We start from the raw sequence: 18266 nt of genomic DNA on the forward strand, positions 1-18266 counted from the left end.
GCTGCTCCATCTCACGGGAACGGGTGGGGGTGCAGGGCCTTCGCCCGCAGCCGGGGCAGACCGGCGGTGCGCCGGTGGCCGAACGTCATCGGCAGCGCACCCGGCACGAGGACCTTGGCCGAGTGCAGGCCGAGACCGCCCGCGGTGACCGGGTCGGTCTGGTCGACGGCGACCAGTTCCAGGCCTTGGTGGCGCAGCCGGGCGCTGTAGTGGTCGAGCAGGCCTTCGAGGCTGGTGTGGTCGCGGTGGTCTTCGAGGACGGTCTCGCCGGTGCCGACGAGGAAGGCGTACCGGTCGGCGGCCTCCGGCAGGGTGTTGACGGCGACGTGGTCGTCCATCGACCGCACCAGTTCCGGCTCGTGCAGCAGGCGGAGGAGGCGGTGCCGGTCGTAGGCCCCGGGGTTCGCACGGACGCGGTCGACGAACGACTCGACGTCCACGACGACCTCGACGGCCGCGGACCGCAGCGCCGCTGTGGGATCGGGGCTCGCGCCGGCGGCGAAGAAAGCCCTGGGCAGCGTGGTGCGGTCGGTGCGGTCGGTGCGGGCCAGCGCCAGCACCGACGGGATGCCGATGTCGGTGGTGGAGTCGAGGAACAGCAGCTCGTAGCCGAGCTCTTCCAGGCGGTCGGTGAGGTGGTGCAGCAAGGGGTCCCTGGGGAGCCGGATGCGCCGCAACGGTGTCTGCGCGTACCAGGCCATCAGGAACGCGTCGCGTTCGGCGACCTCGAACAGGCCGTGCAGGACGGCCTCGGTGAGGCTGTTGCCGAGACCGCAGCCGTTGGACGTCTCGTGCAGGAACCGTTGCTCCGGCGGGGTTTCGACGTCCCAGTAGGCCACCTGTTCCGGTACGGCGATGGTGCGTTGCCTCGTGTACGACCAGCCTTCGACCCAGCGGAAGGTGAGGTTCGGGGTGTAGCGGTGGTGGTCGGGCAGGCCGAGCGCCGCCGGGTCGACCGCGTGGTCGGGGCCGAGCTCCGCGAACGACGCCTCGAACGTGGTCCGGTGGCTGCGCGGGCGCATTCCGTTGTACCGCTCGACCGCTTCGAACAGCGCGACCCGTTCCGCCTGCTCGAAGCCGGCGGTGCGGCCGTGACCGGCGCCGTGCCCGTGCAGCTCGGCGGTCATCGTCGGCAGCGGCAGGTGGCCCGCGCGGAACAACCCGGTGACCGGGCCGAACCGGTGGTCCACGACCGCGGCGGTGAGGTTCTCGACGGTGGTCAGCGGGTTGTCGGCGCGCAAGGCGTTCCCGGTGATCTCCGTGGTGCCCCGGGGTTCCGGCAGGGGACAGCAGCCGGGACGGGGGCGGACGCGGTGGGTGGAGACGAGGGCGAGGTCGGTGCGGAGGGCGAGGACGGTGCCGGGTTCCAGCTGCCCCACGGCCTCGACGAACGGGCGGAACGCGGGCGGGACCAGGCCCGCGAGCCGGAGGTCGCCGTGCGGCGGGGCGCCGGCGACGGTCAGGCGGGCGTGTTCCGCGCAGGCCGTGCAGACACCGCTGGTGGGTCCGACGAGGGTGAGCGCGCCGTCGGCACGGACGGCCGGTGGGTCGGCGGGGGCGTAGGTGATCATCGCGGGTCCACGGCGTAGGCGACGAGTCCGGCGGCGTGCGGCTCCGGGTCGAGCGGTCGTGGGGTGACCCGGACACCGGGCAGTGCGGTGAGGGCTTCCTGGAACTCCTGCTCGCGGTCACGGACGTCGTTGGGCCACAACCACTCCCTGGTGACCCAGCTCGGCTGGCCGGCGTCCGCGCGGTGGGGAGCGGCACCGGTGAGGTGGGCGGTGCCGGTGCGGCCGGCCTGCGCGTGCCCGGTGGCGGCCAGCGCGGCGAACGCCACCGCGTCCGCCGCGGTCGCCTCGACGGCCCAGGCCAGCAGGTGGTGGCCCCGGTGGACCTCCGCCCGGTGCACACCCGGCGCGAGACGGGTGGTGCGGAGCTCGGCGGGGACGGCGAACCGTTCCGTCAGCGCCTTCCACCACCGCCGTGCGGTCGGGTCGTCCGGCGGCTCCACCGGCTCGCCGGGGTGGTGGCGTGCGGCGAGGCGCAGGGCGGCGCCGCGGGCGTGGAGGTCGTCGACCCCCAGGACGGCGTCGGTCTTGACCGCGGCGAGGGCGGCGTCGAGGCGGGCCGCGTCGGCGGTGGTGCCGATGCCCAGCGCGGTGCCGCAGGTGGCGAGCTTGACCGGGACCTGGGGCAGCTCGCCGAACACCGGGGGCTCGACCAGGCCGAGCTCGGCGTCGGTGAGGGCGTCCAGGGCGCGCCACGGGTCCGTCGGGGGTGGGCCGGTCAGCAGGGGGTGGTAGGTGGCGCGGAGCGGGGTGGTGCGGGCGATCAGGACCTGTGGGTGCGGGGTTCTGGCTTCGGCTGCGGCGGGGTCTTCGAGGCCGGCGACGGCACAGAGGAGGCGGTGGACGGCGGTGGAGCCGACGAGGGCGGCCAGGACGGCGGGCGAGGTGCCGGTGGCGTTGAGTCGAGCAGTTTGTGCAGTGGCTTCAGTGCTGGCTGAAAGAGAGGATGGGGGCAGGACGTAGCCGACGTCGGCGCCGCACCCCGCCTGGAGGGTGAACGGGCCCGCGGTGAGGAGGAGCAGGGAGGTCGGCTGTTCGACACGAGGGCTCACCCGCACGGCGAGGCCGACCGCCTCGACCGCCCGTGCCGCCGCGCTCGCCGGCTCGCCACATCCCGTGATCTCAACGGTGACGGCCCGCAGCCGCCGCCACGCGTCCACCGGGTCGGCCGCGACGGACTCCAGCCACTCGGCGACGTCCGGCGCGGGCCCGTCCCACTCCGCCGGCACCGTCACCAGCATGTCGTGCTCCCGCAACGCCTCCAGGATCACCTCCACCGCCGCCCGCACCGCCGGAGTCGTTTCCTCCGGCACGACGAGGGCGTCCGCGGTGAGCCCGGCGGACAGCTGCGGGGCCAGGCGCTGCCACACCCGCCACAGCCCCGCGCCACCGGTGATGGTGCAGCTCGACGCCCAGCCGCGCAGGTGCAGGCCGTCAGGGGTCCGGGTCGCGCACACGACCGGGCGCAGGCGCACGAGCACGTGCTCACCCCACCTTCGGCAGGGCGGCGAACTGGTCGGACCAGGTGGTGCCGAGGACGTCCTGGGCCGCGCGGGACAGCAGGTGGGCGGCGGCGTAGCGCTCCATCGGGGTGACGTCGCACAGCGTCAGGAGCTGGTAGAGGACGTTGGTGCCGAAGCGGTACACCGTCATGTTGCGGACCACGCCGGGGTCGGAGAGGTCGACCGTCCACATGGCACTGTGGTAGGCGCTGAACTCGGTGCGTTCGCCGTAGTTGTAGCGGCGGACGGTGGCCGGGTCGCCGATCTCGCGGGCGCGGGTGCCGTGGCGCGGGTTGGGGGCCGGGTCGAGGTGGCCCGCGTCGTAGTGGGCCTCCGCGGCGAGGCGCAGGTCGATGGTCCAGGTTTGCCAGGCGGCTTCGAGTGCGCTGGTGGGGTGGCCCCACGCCACGCGGGAGACCAGGGTGCGGGCGGTGTCGGCGTTGGCGGCCCACACGGCGTCGAGGCGGGTGCGCAGGGTGCCGTCGGGGTCGTTGGCGAGCAGGAAGTCCTCGACGTGCGAGAGGAACGAGTGGTAGCCGTACTGCAGGCCGGCGGGGTAGCGGCTGGCGTGCACGGCGATCGCGGTCAGCGCCAGCACCGCGCGGGGGACGTCGAGCGACTGCCGCACGGCGGGGATGCCCAGGCGCAGGCCGTGCGCGCGCAACGGGATGTGGCTCGCGGGCAGCAGGTCGAGCAGGCGGTCGTGCGAGGTGGGTTCGATGCGCACGGAGTTGTTGGGGTGCAGCGGTGTGAACGGTGGCAGCAGCAGTTCGGTGATCGCGGCGGCCGAGGCGTGGGCCAGCTGCTCCGCCTCTGACAGCTCCACCGTGGACGGGTGGGCGGCCAGGTGGGAGCGCAGCAGTGCGGCGAGCAGCAGGGCGGCCGGGTCGGCGGACGGACCGTCGAGGCGGACGCGCAGGTGCGGGCCGTGCAGCCAGTGGCGTTCCACGTGGCCCGTGACGTCCGAGAACGCCGCCGTGGCCGCGGCGAGTGCGGGCAGGACGCCGTCGCGCAGCAACGGGGCCTTGACGGGGTCGTGGTAGTGCACGACGACGTCGGTCATCCGGCCCTCCGGTAGGTCTCCGCCAGCACTTCGAGCACCTGGCCGGACGGCACCGGCAGCGCCTCGGTGAGCTGCACGCGGCCGGGGTAGCGGGCGAGCAGGCGGGACAGGCCGCGCAGGTGCAGTGCGTTGGTGAGGTCGACGTACTGCGGTTTCGCCGCTGCCACGCGGGCCACGGCGTCCTCGTTCGAGATGATCACGCCGCCGGGTCCGGCGAACACCTGTGCCGGCAGGCCGTGGCGGGCGCGGAACCGGGCCACGGCGGCGACGTCGGTGAGCTCCGCGGTCAGCTGTGCGGAGTCGGCGTCCCAGAACCGGCGGCTGAGCACCACGTCGTGGTGGCGCAGCCGTTCCGAGCGCAGGACGCCGTCGACGGACGTGGTGCGCCGCAACGGGCTCAGCTCCACGCCACCGCAGGTGAGGTCGGTGTGCAGGGCGGCGACCCGGTCGGGCAGCGAGATCGGCATCAGGTAGCCGAGGTACAGCACGTCGACCACGGCGCGGGAGTCGCGGTGGCGCAACCGGAGCTCGTCGTGCTCCTGGTCGTGGAACAGCTCCAGCGCGTCGGGGGTCAGGTCGGCCCAGTGCGGGTCCTCGCCGACCTCGCGCCGGCCGAGCAGCGGGTGCAGGTTCGGGGTGAAGCCCTGCACCGGCCGGTACTCGACGAAACCGCGCGGGAACACACCGTCCAAAGTGGCCCGGACGGTCGCGTACGCCTCGGGTGGCAGCAGGTCCAGGAACCGGCCGGGGAAGCGGCCGAACCCGTCGTAGACGTGGTTCACCACCAGTCCGCCCCGTGCGGGCTGCGCGAAGAACGAGTACGACACCGGCCGGGTCTTCATCCACGCGGGCAGCAGGTCCGCCGCCGCGGTCACGGCCTCGTCGGTGATCACGCCGTCCCGCACCAGGTCCGCCACCTGCGCGCGGCTGGCACCGAGGCCGCCGGTCGGGGCACCGGACAGCGAGTCGCGCAGCAGGGGAGCGCACGCGGCGAGCCGGGCGACACCGCCGTGGCCGAACTCCACGACGAACCGGTCGCGGATGTTCCTGCGGATCGCGAGGTGCCGGTCGAACAGCATCAGCAACGGCGTCAGGCCGGCCAGCGAGCGCACGCCGTCGTAGCCGTGGGCGCGGCCGAGCCGGACCGGCTGGGGCAGCACCACGTCCTCGCTCAGCGGCGTGACGCCGGTGAGGTCGGCACCGACCAGCTCACCCAGCTCCGCCCAGGCAGCGAACAACGCGGTCAGCGCGGCCGGCCGGGCAGCGGCGGGCAGCCCGCTGAACGCGGTGGTGTCGCGGTGCACCGAGGTCACGCGGTCGGCCAGGTCCGCGCGTCCGGTGCCGCGCAACCACGCCGCCAGCGCGAGGCAGGCGGACGGGTCCTGCGGGTCGACCGGGAGCACCGGCAGGAGCAGTTCGATGTCGAGCAGCAGCGCCACGTAGGAGTGGGCGCGCTCGGACTCGCCGTCGGGCAGCCGGGTGGCCAGCACGCTCGCGAGCTCGGCGGGGGTGATGCCCCCGGGGTTCGCGGCGGTCAGGCCGACGAGGTAGCGCAGCGGCGCGCTCGCGGCCAGCTCGACGTCCTCCTCGGCACCCACGTGGGCGCGCAGCGGGCCGGTCGCGGGCACGTCCCGGCGGAACCGCACCCGGTCGCCCTCCTCGTGCACGTCGGCGGCGAGGCGGTGCGGGTGGTCGAACAGCAGCTCGCGGTCGGCCAGCAGCGCGGCGACCAGACGGGCCAGCAGCACCTGGCTGACCCGTGTGACGGCGACCGGCTCGCCCCACTCGGGAGCGGGCGCGTCGGCGGACCAGGTGCCCCAGCCGACGGCGGTGTACCAGGACAGCGGACTGGTCTTCGCGGTGGCGCGCAGGGCGTAGCGCAGCACGGTCGGCTCGGCCTTGCGGGCGCGGCGGTCACCGGCACCGGCGCGGGCGAGGCCCTGCCAGAGGTCCCGGCCGCTGAAGACGGCGGCCTTGCGCAGTGGTTCCGCTGCGCACACCTCGGCCAGCACGGCGCGTTCGGCGGCCAGCGCGGCGGGCCGGGCGCGGTCGGCCTCCGCCAGCAGCGCGGCGCGTTCGGCCAGCAGCTCCAGCCACTTGCGCAGGTCCGGGTAGCGCGACACCAGGTCCGCCGCGGCCTCGACCAGCGCGGGCCGCGGGGTCCGCCCGTTGTGGACGTCGCGGCGCAACGGCAGCACGACCCGGCGGTGGAAACCGGGGTCGTGCTCGGCGGCGCTGTCGTGCAGCTGCTCGCCCAGCGGCCCGGCCAGCGCGAGCAGCTCCGCCTCCTTGTCCGCCAGCGCCGCCGCGGCACGCCGGAACGGCGCCGCGTCGGCGGCGCCGTCCGGGTGGGGCAGGGCGGCCAGGCGCACCAGTGCGTAGGGCGCCGGTTCTCCCCGCGTCGGGTCGGTCATGCGTTCAGCGTCGGCAGGTTCGGCTGGGTGCAGCTGCTGCACGACGAGCTGCCGCACGAACACGACGACGCCGCTCCGGACGCACCGCCCTCGGGCAGCGCCGCGGAGTCGCGGATCGACGTGACCGCGAGGTCGCCGAGCTCCAGGTCGTCCAGGTCGAACGAGAGGTCCTTCATGGAGTTGTCCCTTCACGAGAAGGCCGGGGAGGCCGTGGGTGAAGGGTCGGAGATCACGATGGACCGGGCCTGGAGCCCGGATCGACAACGCTCAGCCGATCCGGGCGCGCACCTCGTCCGCCTTGGGTTCGCCCAGCTCCTCGAACAGCGCCACCGACTCCAGCCAGCACTTCTCGGCACCGCGCCGGTCGCCCAGCCCGTCGAGCGCGAGACCGAGGTTGTCGAGCGACTCGGCCTGCCCGTAGCGGTCGCCGATGCGCCGGAACGTCTCCAGCGCGCGTTCGACGTGCGCGACGGCCTCCGGGAAGTCGAGCAGCCCCCGGTGCACCTCGCCGATGTTGTTGAGCAGGATCGCCTCGCTGTAGGGGTCCTCGACCTCGCCGCGGATCTCCAGCGCCCGCCGGTAGCGGTCCAGCGCCTCGTGGAAGCGGCCGGCGTCGGCGTGCAGCAGGGCGATGTTGTTGAGCAGCACTGCCTCGGTGTGCAGGTCGCCGAGGTCCCGGGCGATCTCGGCTGCCTGCTCGAAGCACTTCAGCGCCTCGTCGAGGCGGCCGGTGGTCATGTACGCGATGCCGAGGTTGTTGAGCACGGGTTCCTGCCGGTACCGGTCGCCGATCGCGCGGAAGATCGCGAGCGCCTGCCGGCCGCAGTCGATCGCCTCGTCGTGGCGGCGGACCTCGCGCAGGGCGATGCCGAGGGTGATCAGCATCCGGCCCTCGGCGGAACGGTCGCCTGCCGAGCGGGCGGCACCGAGCGCCACGCCGTGCGTCTCCAGCCAGTCCGCCCAGTGCTTGCGCAGGTTGAAGAAGTCCCACAGGCACTGCGCGAGCAGCCAGCACTGCCCGTTCAGGCCGTGCTCGGCCGCGTCGCGGACGGCGGCGACGAGGTTCGCCCGCTCGGTGTCGCACCACAGCAGCGCGGCGTCGCGGTCGGCGAACTCGCGCGGGTGCACGGCCGGGTCCGCCGCGGGCAGCTCCAGCTTGCGCTGCGGGTTGAGCTGAACGGCCGAACGCCACGACGTGTGCAGGTACCAGTCGAGCACCCGGCGCAACGCGGTGGCGCGCGCGGGCGGCGGCTCGGCGGCCTTCGCCTGTTCCACGGCGTAGGCGCGCAGCAGGTCGTGCAGCACGTACCGGCCGGGGGTGTGCTGCTGGAGCAGGTGTTCGTCGAGCAACGTCTCCAGCAGGTCCTCCGCCTCGTACGCGGTGAGCCCCGCGAGGGCGGCGGCGGACTCGGCGGTGACGTCCTCACCGGGGTGCAGTCCTAGGAGCCGAAACAGGCGCCTCTGGTGCTCGGGCAGCGCCTGGTACGAGAGGTCGAACACGCCCCGTGCGCCGAGACCGCCTCTCTCCAGCTGTGCCACGAGGTCCAGCACGGTCCACTGCGGACGGCGGGCGAGCCGTTTCGCGGCCAGCGCCACGGCGATCGGCAGGTGCCCGCACAGCTGCGCGACCCTGGCGGCGGCCTCGCGTTCGGCGCACACCCGGTCCGCGCCGGCGATGCGGGCCAGCAGCGCGACCGCCTCGTCCGGCGTGAACACGTCCAGGGAGACCGACTTCGCCCCGTCCAGCCCGAGCAGGCTGCGCCGGCTGGTGATCAGCACCAGGCACGTCGAGCTGCCCGGCAGCAGCGGCCGGACCTGGTCCTCACCCGCCGCGTTGTCGAGCAGCACCACCGCGCGCCTGCCCGCGAGCCGGTCGCGGTAGAGCGCGGCGCGGTCGGCCAGCGACTCGGGGATCTGCGCGCCGGGCACCCCGAGCAGGCGCAGGAAGCTCTCCAGCACCGCTGCCGGGTCGGCCGGCAGCTCGTCGTGGTCGAAGCCGTGCAGGTCCGCCCACAGCTGCACGTCCGGGTACCGCTCGACGAGCCGGTGCGCGGCGCGGACGGCGAGCTTGGTCTTCCCGACACCGGCCATGCCCTCGATCGCCGAGATCACCACCGTGGACTGCGGTCCCGGCTCGCACAGCCTGCGCAGCTCGGCCTCGCGGCCGGTGAACTCGGCGATGTCCATCGGCAGCTGCCGGTGCGCGCTCAGAGCCGCGGGCGAGGGCGCCCGGCTCTCCAGCACCACCTGGTGCAGCTGCCGCAACCGGGCCCCCGGTTCGACGCCGAGCTGCTCGACCACGTGCCTGCGGGCAGCGGCGTACACCTCGAGCGCCTCGCCGCGGCGGCCGGCGCGGTCCAGGGCGAGCATCAGCAGCGCCCACAGCTCCTCCCGCAACGGGTGCTGGGCCGCCTCGCGGCGCAACCGGTCGATCACGTCGCCGAACCGCCCGAGCTCGGTGGCGGCCTTGGCGAACTTCTCCACCGCGGTCAGCCTGCGCTCCTGCAGGCGCGTGAACTCCGCGCGCAGCAACGGTCCCGCGGTGACCTCCACCGGCGTGCCATGCCACTTCCCGAGCGCCTGGGCGAAGAAGTCCGCGGCGGCCTCGGTGTCGTTGTCGGCCGCCGCCTCCTCGCCCCGGCGCACCAGCCGGTCGAACTCGTCGAGGTCCAGCTCGCCCGGCCGCACGACGAGCCGGTAGCCGTGGCCGGGCAGGGTCACGAGCCGGTCGCCCACCGCGCGCCGCAACCCGGCCACGTACGTGCGCAGGTTCGACTCGGGCGACACCGGCGGCGAGTCCCAGACCGCCTCGGTCAGCTGTGCGACGCTCACGGCCTCGTTCGCGTGCAGCAGCAACATCGTGAGCACCGCGCGCTGGCGAGGCCCGCCCAGCTCCAGCGGCGTCCGGTCACGACGCACCGCGAGCGAGCCGAGCACCAGGAACTCCACCCTGAACCGTCCTCCTCCATGATCACGAAGCGTGTGTGCGCCATCGTCGCCTTCGCCCTGGTCACGGTCTGTGCGCCGTCTGGGCGAAATCTGTGCACGGCACCTGGCACCTTTGTACCCAGATCAGGCAACTGCGCCGCCGGACCGACCGGGAATTGGGGGTCGGCGCAGCGGTCTGGTCCGGTTCCCCCAAGAACCCGGCCGGCGTGTGAAAGTCACCGCACACGCCGGCCACCTGGGACCAGCCCACCGCCGCGGGCCGGCCGGACCGCACCGGCACCCACGGCAGGTGGAGCACGCTGGCCGGTGGCCCGGTTGGGGCCCCCAGCCCGGCCGCGGCCACCACCCCCGGCGTGCGCCTCGACCGGTCCGGCCTCACCCGGGAGGTGCCGCGCCCGCACCACGGGCCGGCAGCGCGCGAGCGGGTGCGACCTCCCGCCGGCGGACCGGCGCGGACCGCACGGGTCCGGGCGCCGGTGGAGTGATCGGCTCGACCATGATTCCTCCCCCCGGAGCCAAACGTACCGCCGCTGCGATGAGCGCGCGGCGTGGACGAGGAAGATCAACGGACCGGCTCCTCACCGCCCGCTTCGCGGTGGCGCGGTGGCGGATGGCGCGGCTCGCGCACACCGGCACCGTCCACCCACACCGCCACGGTCTCCCAGTGCGCGCCACTTCCTCGCTCAACGGTGTCGTTGCGCCGTAACGACACCGTTGAGCGAGGATGACTGTCCGGGCGGCTCAGTCCTGTCCGTCCCGAGGCACCCGCACGTGCACGGCCCGCACGTCACCGAGCCCGCGCGCCACGAGCACGTCGCCGGTCAACGGCTGCCAGCCGTCCGACCAGGTCCGCTGCACGCGCGGCGAGCACCGCACCTCGACCAGCGCCGACGAGCCGGCCGCGACGTCCGCGACCGCCCAGCCGATGAGCCGGACCGGTTCGTCAACCGCTCGCAGGTAGACCTGCACGACCTCGCGCCCGTCCCGGTCGCCGACGTTGTCCAGCCGCACCGACACGACGTCGACCGCATCGTCCCGAGTGGACACCGAGAGGTCGCCGTAGCGCCATTCGGTGTAACCGAGGCCGTGGCCGAACCAGAACAGCGGGTCGGTGGCGCCGCGGTACCCGATCGCGGTTCCCTCGCCGTAGACCAGCTCGCCGCCCACGGGCACCGGCGTCAGCGCGTCGGCGTCGGAGCGCGGGAACGTCGTCACCAGGCGCCCGGCCGGTTCGACGTGGCCGAGCAACGCCGCCGCCACCGCGGCACCGGCCTCCTGACCGGGCAGTCCCGCCCACAGCACGGCGTCGACCTGCTCCAGCCACGGCATCAGCACCGGCGTGGCGGCGTTCACGACGACCACGGTCCGTGCAGCGGCGGCGGCCACGGCCGCGACCAGCGCGTCCTGCTCACCCGGCAACGCCAGCGTGGTCTTGTCGAAGCCCTCGGTCTCCTGCTCCTCGGTGAGACCCACGACCACCACCGCGACGTCGGCCTCCCGCGCGGCCCGCACGGCGGCGTCGATCGCGGCGGCGGCCGGGCGGGGCACCGGCTGGGTGATCAAGCCGACGAGCGCGGCGGCCTCGCGCACGGTCGCCGTGATCCGGTCACCGGGGGAGAGCTCGACCTCGGTGGTCCACGCCGGCGGCTTCAGCAGCGCCTCCTCCACGACGCCGTCCGCCCAGGCCAGTCGCTCCTCGTACCGCTCGCCCGCGACCTCGACGGTCCAGGCGCCGAAGCCGCGCACGCCCACCAGCAGCCGTGCCGGACCCGGCAGCACGACCTCACCGGAGAGCTCGATCGCGGCGGCACCCTGCGCCCACCCGCCGTACGCGGCGAGCTCGGCGATCTCCACGTCCCGCACGAGCACTTCTCCGTCGGCGTCGAACGTCGTGGCACGGATGTTCCGCAGCACGCCGGGTGCCGGTGCGGCGTGGCGGGTGCGCACCTCCACACCGTCCACAACGGACAGCCGGTCGCCCAGCTCCGCGGCCAGGCCGTCCGCGATGCTCACGACGTGCGGTGGCCGCACCCCGGCCGAACCGCCGCCCTGCGCCACGGTGTCGAGGGCGGGCCGGCCGATGAGCGCGACCTCCTGCGCGTCCAGGGGCAGCACCCCGGAGTTGGTCAGCACGGTCATGCCGCCGGCGGCGAACCGGCGCAGCTGCTCGCGGCGCCGCGGGCTGTCCGGCGCCGGCAGGCCGGTCGGCCAGGACCGCTCCCCGAACGCGCCGACCCGGTCGGCCAGCCGCAGCAACCGGCGCACGTGCTCGTCGACGGTCGACTCGGCGACTTCGCCCGCCCGCACCGCCTCGACCAGCCGCTCCTCCCACGGGCCGCCCGGTCCGGGCATGACGAGGTCGAGCCCGCCGTTCGCGCTCTCCGCCGTGGACTTCGTGGCGAACCAGTCGGACATCAGCAGGCCGTCGAACCCCCACTCGCCCTTGAGCACGCCCTCGACCAGCTCGGCGTGGTCGGTGGCGGCGATGCCGTTGACCCGGTTGTACGCGGCCATCACCGCCCACGGCCGGGCGTCTTCGACCACGACCTCGAACGGCAGCAGGTACACCTCGCGCAACGCCTTCTCGTCCACCACCGAGCTGGCCGTGCGCCGTTCGGTCTCGGACTCGTTGGCCACGAAGTGCTTCGGCGTCGCGGCGATGCCCTTGTCCTGCAAGCCCCGCACGTACGCGGCCGCGAGCACGCCGGTGAGCAGCGGGTCCTCGCTGTAGGCCTCGAACAGCCGCCCGCCCAGCGGCGTGCGGTGCAGGTTGATCGTCGGACCGAGCACGACGTGCACCTGCTGGGCGGCGGCCTCGTCGGCGAGCAGCGCGCCGACCTCGCGCGCCAGCTCCGGGTCCCAGTGCTGGGCCAGCAGCGTGGCGTTGGGCAGCAGGGCGGCGATCGTGCCGCCGCGCAGCTCGGCACCGCGCACCCCGGTCGGCCCGTCGGACACCTTCAGCGCCGCCAGCCCGATCGCGGGCTCCGGGTGGAGCGCGAACAGCGCGGCGCCGGTCAGCAGCCGGACCTTCCGCTCCAGGTCGAGTCCGGTGAGCGCTTCCTCGATGTCCGTCACCCCGACGACAGTAGGGCCCGTGTCGAGGTCCGCGGTCGCGACAGCCGGGCCTGAGCCACCTCAGAGCCGGTCGCGGTCCTCCAGGTACCTGCCGTGGTCGGCTTGTCGTTGCTCGTCCGCCGCGTGGAACCGTTCGGCCACCCGGACGGCGTCCGCTCTGAGCAGGTCCAGCTGCCGCAGCAGCTCCGCACCCGACCCGCGCGCGGCGGCGTACCACCACGGCAGGTTCAGGTACGTCTGCACCGACAGCGGCAGGTCCGTGCCGATCAACCGGGTCACCGAGTGCAGCGCGTCCGGGTCGCCGCGCAGCTCGCGCGGCCGGTCGAGCATGCCGCGCAGCACGTCGGCGACCTCGGCGAGCTTCGGCGCCACCTCGGCGGGCACCCGGCCGCCGAACCCGTGCACGCGCGCCACCAGTGCGTCGAGCTCGGAACGCAGCTGCCCCGCCTCCTCCTCGGGGGCGGTCACCAGCACGACCTCCTCCGGCGGCGCGGCCAGCGCGCCCACCCCGTACAGGCCGGCGACCACGAGCACCCAGTAGGACCCGGCCAGCCCGGCGAAGTGCAGCGCCAGCCCGAGCAGGCCGCCGGCGCAGCCCGCGAGGTTCTTCCACGACGCCAGGTAGCGCAGCACCGCGTCACTGGTAGCCACGGATCTCCCTGAACGCGGCCGAGAGCGAACGGCTGCGGGCGTCGAACACCTTGCCGCCGCTCATCTTCGCGACCCGCTCCATCTCCTCGGTCTCGCTCTCGCCGAACAGCACCGGGAAGACCGGGACGCCCCTGAGGTCACGCGGCAGGGTCGTGTGGAACACGGTGAAGTCCTCGATGCCCTCGGACCCGGTGTTCTCGCCGTCGGTCATCAGCACGATCGAGGTGAAGCGGTCCGGGTCGGCGTCGAGCTGGCGGCGCAGCACGTCGTAGCCGCTGCGCAGGCTGCTGTAGATCGCGGTGCCGCCGCCCGCGTCCAGCGACTTCGCCGTGGTGCCGATCTGGTCGAGCACCGGGCGGGCGTCGGCCTGCGGCACCTCGTAGGTCAGCGGGGACCGGGCGCTGCTGTCGAACGGCAGCAGCGTCACCTGCTCGCGGCCGTGGAAGCGGCTGAACCGGCCGGCCAGCGAGGAGTCCGCGCCGGTGAGGCCGACGAGCGCCGAACGCAGGCCGTCGATGCGGTCGCCCTCCATCGACCCGGACGTGTCGAGCACGTAGAGCGTGCGGGACGGTCGGCGCAGCTGGTCGAAGTAGGTGGTGACCAGACCGTCCACAGCGGACTGACTGCCGGGGAAGGGCAGTTCCACCAGGTCGCGCACCGCGAACTGCGAGTCGAGCGGCACCTGCGGCACGACCGGGCGCCGGTGGGTGGACTCCATGATCTTGCGCTGCACGTCGGTGCCGCGCAGGTGGTCGGAGAGCTTCCGGTGCGCGTCGCGGGCCTCCGACGACGCCGACGTGAGCAGCGTGAGCGGGTAGTCGGCGGTCACCACGCCGTCGCTGGGGTAGACCAGCGTCAACGGGTCGGGCGCGGTGGCGTTGAGCGACAGCAGCACCGACTCGTAGTTGATCAGACCGTCCACCTTCGCGCCGGGGTCCTCGCCCTTCGCCCGCCGCGCGTACGCCTCCGACAGCCAGCCGGACGAGCCCGCCGACAGCGTCTGCGCGGAGAAGAACTCCTTGAGCTGAGGGGAGACCGCGGCGACCCGGGCCGCGTCGAGCGCGGAACCGGAGCCGGACAACGCCGCCGCCACGCCGACCAGCGCGGAGAAGCCGGAGTTGGAGGCCGACGGGTCGGTCATGCCGTAGGTGAACCTCTTCTGCCCGGCGGCCGCGGCGATCTCCGCCCAGCCGACCGGCCTGCCCTCCCAGCCGAGCTCCCGCACCTTCGCTGCGGGCAGCCCGAGCACGACCGGCGACCCCATCACCTTCGTGGCGGTGCCGAGCCGCTTCTGCGCCTCCGGAACGAGTTCCAGGTAGCGGTTGGAGGAGAACCACACCGCGTCGAAACCCTGCTCGGCGGCGCCGGACGCGACCTTCTCCGCGCCCTCGATCGTGCCGGTGAAGTCGAACTTGACGGTGACACCGGTGGCGCGGGCGGCCTCGTCGAGAACGGGTTGCAGGTCGGCGAGCTCGCTGCCGGCGAGCACGCGCAGCACCCCCGGCTCCGCGTCGCCGACCGGTCTGGCCGGGTCGGGGTCGTCGGAGCACCCCGCGAGCAGCGCCACGACGGCGACTGCCGGGATGAAGCGGCGGATCATGCTGGCTCCTCGGTGCCGCGCACGCGGCTCAGGTGGTCGTGGGCGCGCCGGATCTCGGCGTCCAGCGCGTGCACCGTGCTGGACATCGAGTCGGCCGCGCGGGCCTTGAACGTGTCGATCGCGTCGATCGCCGCGTAGATCTGGTCGAACGAGGTCCGCACCGCGTCGATGCCGACCGTCGGCGTCGCCGCGATGCGCTGGACGTCCTGAGCCTGCACGGACATCAGCGTCGCGTTCGACCTCAGGATCTCGTCGGTCAGTCCGCGCACGGCGTCGACCTGGTCGATCACCTCGCGCTGCCCGGCCAGCGCCGCGGCAACCGCGACCCCGATCCGCAGTGCCGTGACGGTCGTGGTGACGGCCCGTTCGACGCCCTTGATCAGCTCGTCGTTGTTGCGGCGCACGACGTCGAGCACCAGGTACCCCTGCGCGCAGACCGCGAGCTGGGTCAGCAGGTCCTGGTGCCGTTGCCGCAGCCCGAACAGCACGTCGGCGCGCAACGCGGTGGCGCGGCCGGGATCGGACAGGTCGAAGATCTGCACCTGCCGGTCGACGGCCGCGTCCATCTCACCGGCCAAAGCGGCGTCCTGCGACAGCCTGGTCATCAGGTCCCACAGCCGCTGCCGTTCGCCCTTGATGGCCGCGTTGTCCCGTTTCAGCGCGTCCTGCCCGGACCGCAGCCGCAGCACGATCCGGTTGACCGGCTCGTCGGCCGCCCGCAGCCGGGCCAGCAGGCCCTTGGCGGCGTTGCCACCGGGGAGGAACCCGAGGACCTTGCGGCCGGTCAGCTTCGACAGGTCCTGCGGGTCGAGCTCGCGCACCGACCGGCGCAGCTCGGTCAGACTCGCCGTCACCTGCGTGGTGTTCGGCGACGACACCGACGCGAGCGTGCGGTCCAGCAGCCGGCCCGCGATCTGCGCGGCCACCCGCATCTCCGCCTCGCCGAGCACCAGCGCCTCGTCCACGATCCGGCCGAAGTCCGGCGACCGCGGATCAACGGCACCCAGCGCGTCGACGAACGCCTGCGCCCTGGTGAAAAGCTCGGTCCTGGCGTCGTCGGGCACCGGGATGAGACCCGCCGCCCGCTCGACCGGCACCGGCTCGACGGGGTCCGGGGGAGTGAGCACGAAGTCGGACATGTCAGTACTGCTTCGCGATCGCTTCGAGCATCCGCTCCAGCGTCTCGTGCGCCGGCGGCTCGACGACGTCCACGACGTCCTGCGGCACCGGGAGGTTCTTCTCCTTGACCACCTCGGTGAAGTGCCGCGGGTCGGCGGTGCGGAACCCGAACGTGGCCGCGAGCCGCCCCAGCTCGGCGTCGGTCTGCAGCAGCTCCCCGACCCGATCGCCGTTGTCCTTCAACGGCACCAGCGTGTGCTTCGAGAGCACCGTCGGCGCCGGGTAGAGCAGCTTCATGTCCGGCCGGACTGTCGAGTCGCCGCGCACCACCCGGTCCACGAACTGCGCCTCGTAGGCCAGCACCAGCGGCGTCTTGCCCATGCCCGCCGACAGGTAGTCCTCGAACGGCCCCTCGGTGCTGCTCTGCGTGTACCCCTGGTCCAGGAACAGCTTCGACACCGCCGGCAGCACCTTCGCCTCGGCCTCCGGCGTGCTGACCACACCGCCGTTGGCCACGAACGACGTGATCGCCAGGTACATCGCCGCGGAGTTCGAGTCACGCGGGTCCGTCGTGGTGACGAGCAGGTTCTTGCGCGCCGGGTAGGCGGTGTTGCCGGGCAGCTGGTCCCACCGCGTGCCCCTGGCGGCGAGGTCCAGGTAGGCCCGCACGTCGAACGTCCGGTAGCCGGGGCCGTCCTGGACGACCCCCGCCCTGGTCAGCAGCTCGACGACCGGGTCGAACGTCGCCACCACCATCGGTGACGAGAACGGCGCGTAGGTGCGGGCGGCCTTGCGGTCGCGCTGGATCTTCTCGGCCGCCGGGGCGCTCGACGGGAACGCGAAGTCGTACGGCGCCAGGTCCGTGGCGGTGGCGATCTGCCGCGACCCGGCGGGGTCCACCTCGACCTCCAGGCCGTGCTTCGCGAACACGTCCCTGACGCGCTGGTCGGCGAAGAAGGCGAGCTTCTCCGAACCGATCACCCCGCGCACGGTCCGCAGCCGCGCGGTCCCGCCGTCGCCCTGGCCGAAGTAGACCGCGGCCACCACGCCCACCAGGAGCACGACCGCCAAACCGATGCCGAGCGTTCTCTTCACTGCCCACCCTTTGCGAACCATCTGCCGGAGAACAGATCCTTCGTCACTCCGACGCCGTGGCGCTGGGGGTGGTCGCAAGCAGGAGGTGAACAGTCGATGAACGTGTCCTGCTAGTGCGCGCCCGTCACCGTTCGGTCAGCAACCAGGCGACGTCGCGGACCAGCGCGTGCCGCCAGCCCGCGCGGTCGTGCCCGGAGGGGGAGCGGGTGGCACGCACGGACGCCCCCGCCTTCTCCGCGAGGCCCTCGACCGCCTCGCAGTGGCGGTGCATCCGCGGCTCGTGCTCGCCGACGTCGAACGCGACCCGCAGGCGGGACAGGTCCGCGCCGCGCACCCGTTCCGCGGTGTCACCACCCGCCGGGCCGTCCAGCGACAGGCCCTGGTCGGGCAGGCCGGGCGTCCACCAGAACGACCCCGACTGGCAGGCCACCCGCGTCACCAGCTCCGGGAAGTCCAGTGCCGCGCGGAAGGCGCTCAACCCGGCCAGGCTCTGCCCGGCGACCACGAACCGCCGCGGGTCGACGGTCACGCCGTTCTCGGCGAGCAACGGCAGCAGTTCGTCCCGCACCGCCGGCCACAGCGCCGCACCCGTGTACTCGGCGTCGCGATCACGGGGCGTGGGGAGGAAGACCAGCGTGGCCGACGGCATCTCGCCCGCACGCACCGCCGACTCGAACGCGGCCACCGCCGGGTGCACGTACATCCAGTCGTCGCCGTCCAGCAGCAGCACGACCGGTTCACCGCCCTTGTGCACACGCACGGTCTTGCGTCCCAGCGAGCCGTTCCACCGGATTCGAGTGGAAGGCACGTCCAGCACCTCGTCCGGGCCCACGACGGGCCAGTGCGGCTGCGGGTCCAGGTCCGGGGTGGCGGCGATCGAGCGGTTCGGACCGGCGCCGACCGGGTTGAACGGGTCGGCGTGCTCGCCGTCGTAGTCGTCACCGTCGAAGAAGTGGTAGGTCACGCGCAGCCGCGGCGGCAGGACGACCTCGGCGTACCAGCAGTCACTGTCCTCGAACCGCTGCAACGGCACCGGGCCCGACCACGACTCGAAGCGCAGCACCGCGGCGGAACCGCGCCAGAGGAACAACGTCCGGTGGCCGCCGTCAGCGGGGACCGGGACCGGCCCGCGCACCGCGTCCCAGAACTCGGCGGTGCCGGGGACCGCGGTGAGGCCGTACTCGGCGAAACGTGCCTGCATGGGAGGTGGGGGTCCTTTCCTGGGGGAGG

The 18266-nt window shown here is 73.7% G+C and carries 12 protein-coding genes; all 12 read right to left on the reverse strand.

From position 1 onward, the window contains the following. Positions 1-11: 11 nt before the first annotated feature. Positions 12-1571 (reverse strand): YcaO-like family protein, encoded by a 1560-nt coding sequence (locus ACZ7CF_RS05420; protein WP_470368928.1) that lies wholly within the window; start codon positions 1569-1571, stop codon positions 12-14. Continuing rightward, positions 1568-3049 carry a hypothetical protein gene (locus ACZ7CF_RS05425; protein WP_470368929.1) on the reverse strand — a complete coding sequence of 494 codons (1482 nt, stop codon included), beginning with the start codon at positions 3047-3049 and terminating at the stop codon, positions 1568-1570. Before ACZ7CF_RS05425 ends, ACZ7CF_RS05420 begins: the two co-directional genes overlap by 4 nt. Positions 3050-3053: 4 nt before the next feature. Next, positions 3054-4133: a hypothetical protein gene (locus ACZ7CF_RS05430; protein WP_360384638.1), complete on the reverse strand. Its 1080-nt coding sequence runs from the start codon at positions 4131-4133 to the stop codon at positions 3054-3056. Next, positions 4130-6547 (reverse strand): lantibiotic dehydratase, encoded by a 2418-nt coding sequence (locus tag ACZ7CF_RS05435; RefSeq protein WP_470368930.1) that lies wholly within the window; start codon positions 6545-6547, stop codon positions 4130-4132. Before ACZ7CF_RS05435 ends, ACZ7CF_RS05430 begins: the two co-directional genes overlap by 4 nt. Beyond that, complete coding sequence (locus tag ACZ7CF_RS05440; protein ID WP_360384633.1) at positions 6544-6723, reverse strand: thiazolylpeptide-type bacteriocin; 180 nt, start codon at positions 6721-6723, stop codon at positions 6544-6546. Before ACZ7CF_RS05440 ends, ACZ7CF_RS05435 begins: the two co-directional genes overlap by 4 nt. Positions 6724-6814: 91 nt before the next feature. Continuing rightward, complete coding sequence (locus tag ACZ7CF_RS05445; RefSeq protein WP_470368931.1) at positions 6815-9496, reverse strand: AfsR/SARP family transcriptional regulator; 2682 nt, start codon at positions 9494-9496, stop codon at positions 6815-6817. 741 nt (positions 9497-10237) lie between these two features. Beyond that, positions 10238-12571: a glycoside hydrolase family 3 protein gene (locus ACZ7CF_RS05450; protein WP_470368932.1), complete on the reverse strand. Its 2334-nt coding sequence runs from the start codon at positions 12569-12571 to the stop codon at positions 10238-10240. 60 nt (positions 12572-12631) lie between these two features. Then, positions 12632-13222, reverse strand: a complete 591-nt coding sequence (locus ACZ7CF_RS05455; RefSeq protein ID WP_458432723.1) for a hypothetical protein — start codon at positions 13220-13222, stop codon at positions 12632-12634. Further along, the gene (locus tag ACZ7CF_RS05460) at positions 13209-14822 is read right to left on the reverse strand and encodes a substrate-binding domain-containing protein (protein ID WP_470368933.1); all 1614 of its coding nucleotides are present in this window, start codon (positions 14820-14822) and stop codon (positions 13209-13211) included. The genes ACZ7CF_RS05455 and ACZ7CF_RS05460 overlap by 14 nt, the downstream gene beginning before the upstream one ends. Continuing rightward, positions 14819-15961, reverse strand: coding sequence for a toxic anion resistance protein (locus tag ACZ7CF_RS05465; RefSeq protein WP_470368934.1), 1143 nt, complete (start codon positions 15959-15961; stop codon positions 14819-14821). The genes ACZ7CF_RS05460 and ACZ7CF_RS05465 overlap by 4 nt, the downstream gene beginning before the upstream one ends. A gap of 1 nt (position 15962) precedes the next feature. Continuing rightward, the gene (locus ACZ7CF_RS05470; RefSeq protein WP_470368935.1) at positions 15963-17036 is read right to left on the reverse strand and encodes a hypothetical protein; all 1074 of its coding nucleotides are present in this window, start codon (positions 17034-17036) and stop codon (positions 15963-15965) included. A 124-nt stretch (positions 17037-17160) separates the two neighbouring features. Next, a complete protein-coding gene (locus ACZ7CF_RS05475) occupies positions 17161-18237 on the reverse strand; it encodes an alpha/beta hydrolase-fold protein (RefSeq protein ID WP_470368936.1) in 1077 nt (358 codons plus the stop codon). Between the last annotated feature and the right edge of the window lie 29 nt (positions 18238-18266).

Source organism: Lentzea sp. NPDC036955, assembly GCF_055608005.1.

What these genes read in the sequence shown, in the direction of transcription:
- ACZ7CF_RS05420 (WP_470368928.1), bottom strand. Translation starts at nt 1,571, where the DNA reads ATGATCACCTACGCCCCCGCCGACCCACCGGCCGTCCGTGCCGACGGC.
- ACZ7CF_RS05430 (WP_360384638.1), bottom strand. Translation starts at nt 4,133, where the DNA reads ATGACCGACGTCGTCGTGCACTACCACGACCCCGTCAAGGCCCCGTTG.
- ACZ7CF_RS05435 (WP_470368930.1), bottom strand. Translation starts at nt 6,547, where the DNA reads ATGACCGACCCGACGCGGGGAGAACCGGCGCCCTACGCACTGGTGCGC.
- ACZ7CF_RS05440 (WP_360384633.1), bottom strand. Translation starts at nt 6,723, where the DNA reads ATGAAGGACCTCTCGTTCGACCTGGACGACCTGGAGCTCGGCGACCTC.
- ACZ7CF_RS05460 (WP_470368933.1), bottom strand. Translation starts at nt 14,822, where the DNA reads ATGATCCGCCGCTTCATCCCGGCAGTCGCCGTCGTGGCGCTGCTCGCG.
- ACZ7CF_RS05465 (WP_470368934.1), bottom strand. Translation starts at nt 15,961, where the DNA reads ATGTCCGACTTCGTGCTCACTCCCCCGGACCCCGTCGAGCCGGTGCCG.
- ACZ7CF_RS05475 (WP_470368936.1), bottom strand. Translation starts at nt 18,237, where the DNA reads ATGCAGGCACGTTTCGCCGAGTACGGCCTCACCGCGGTCCCCGGCACC.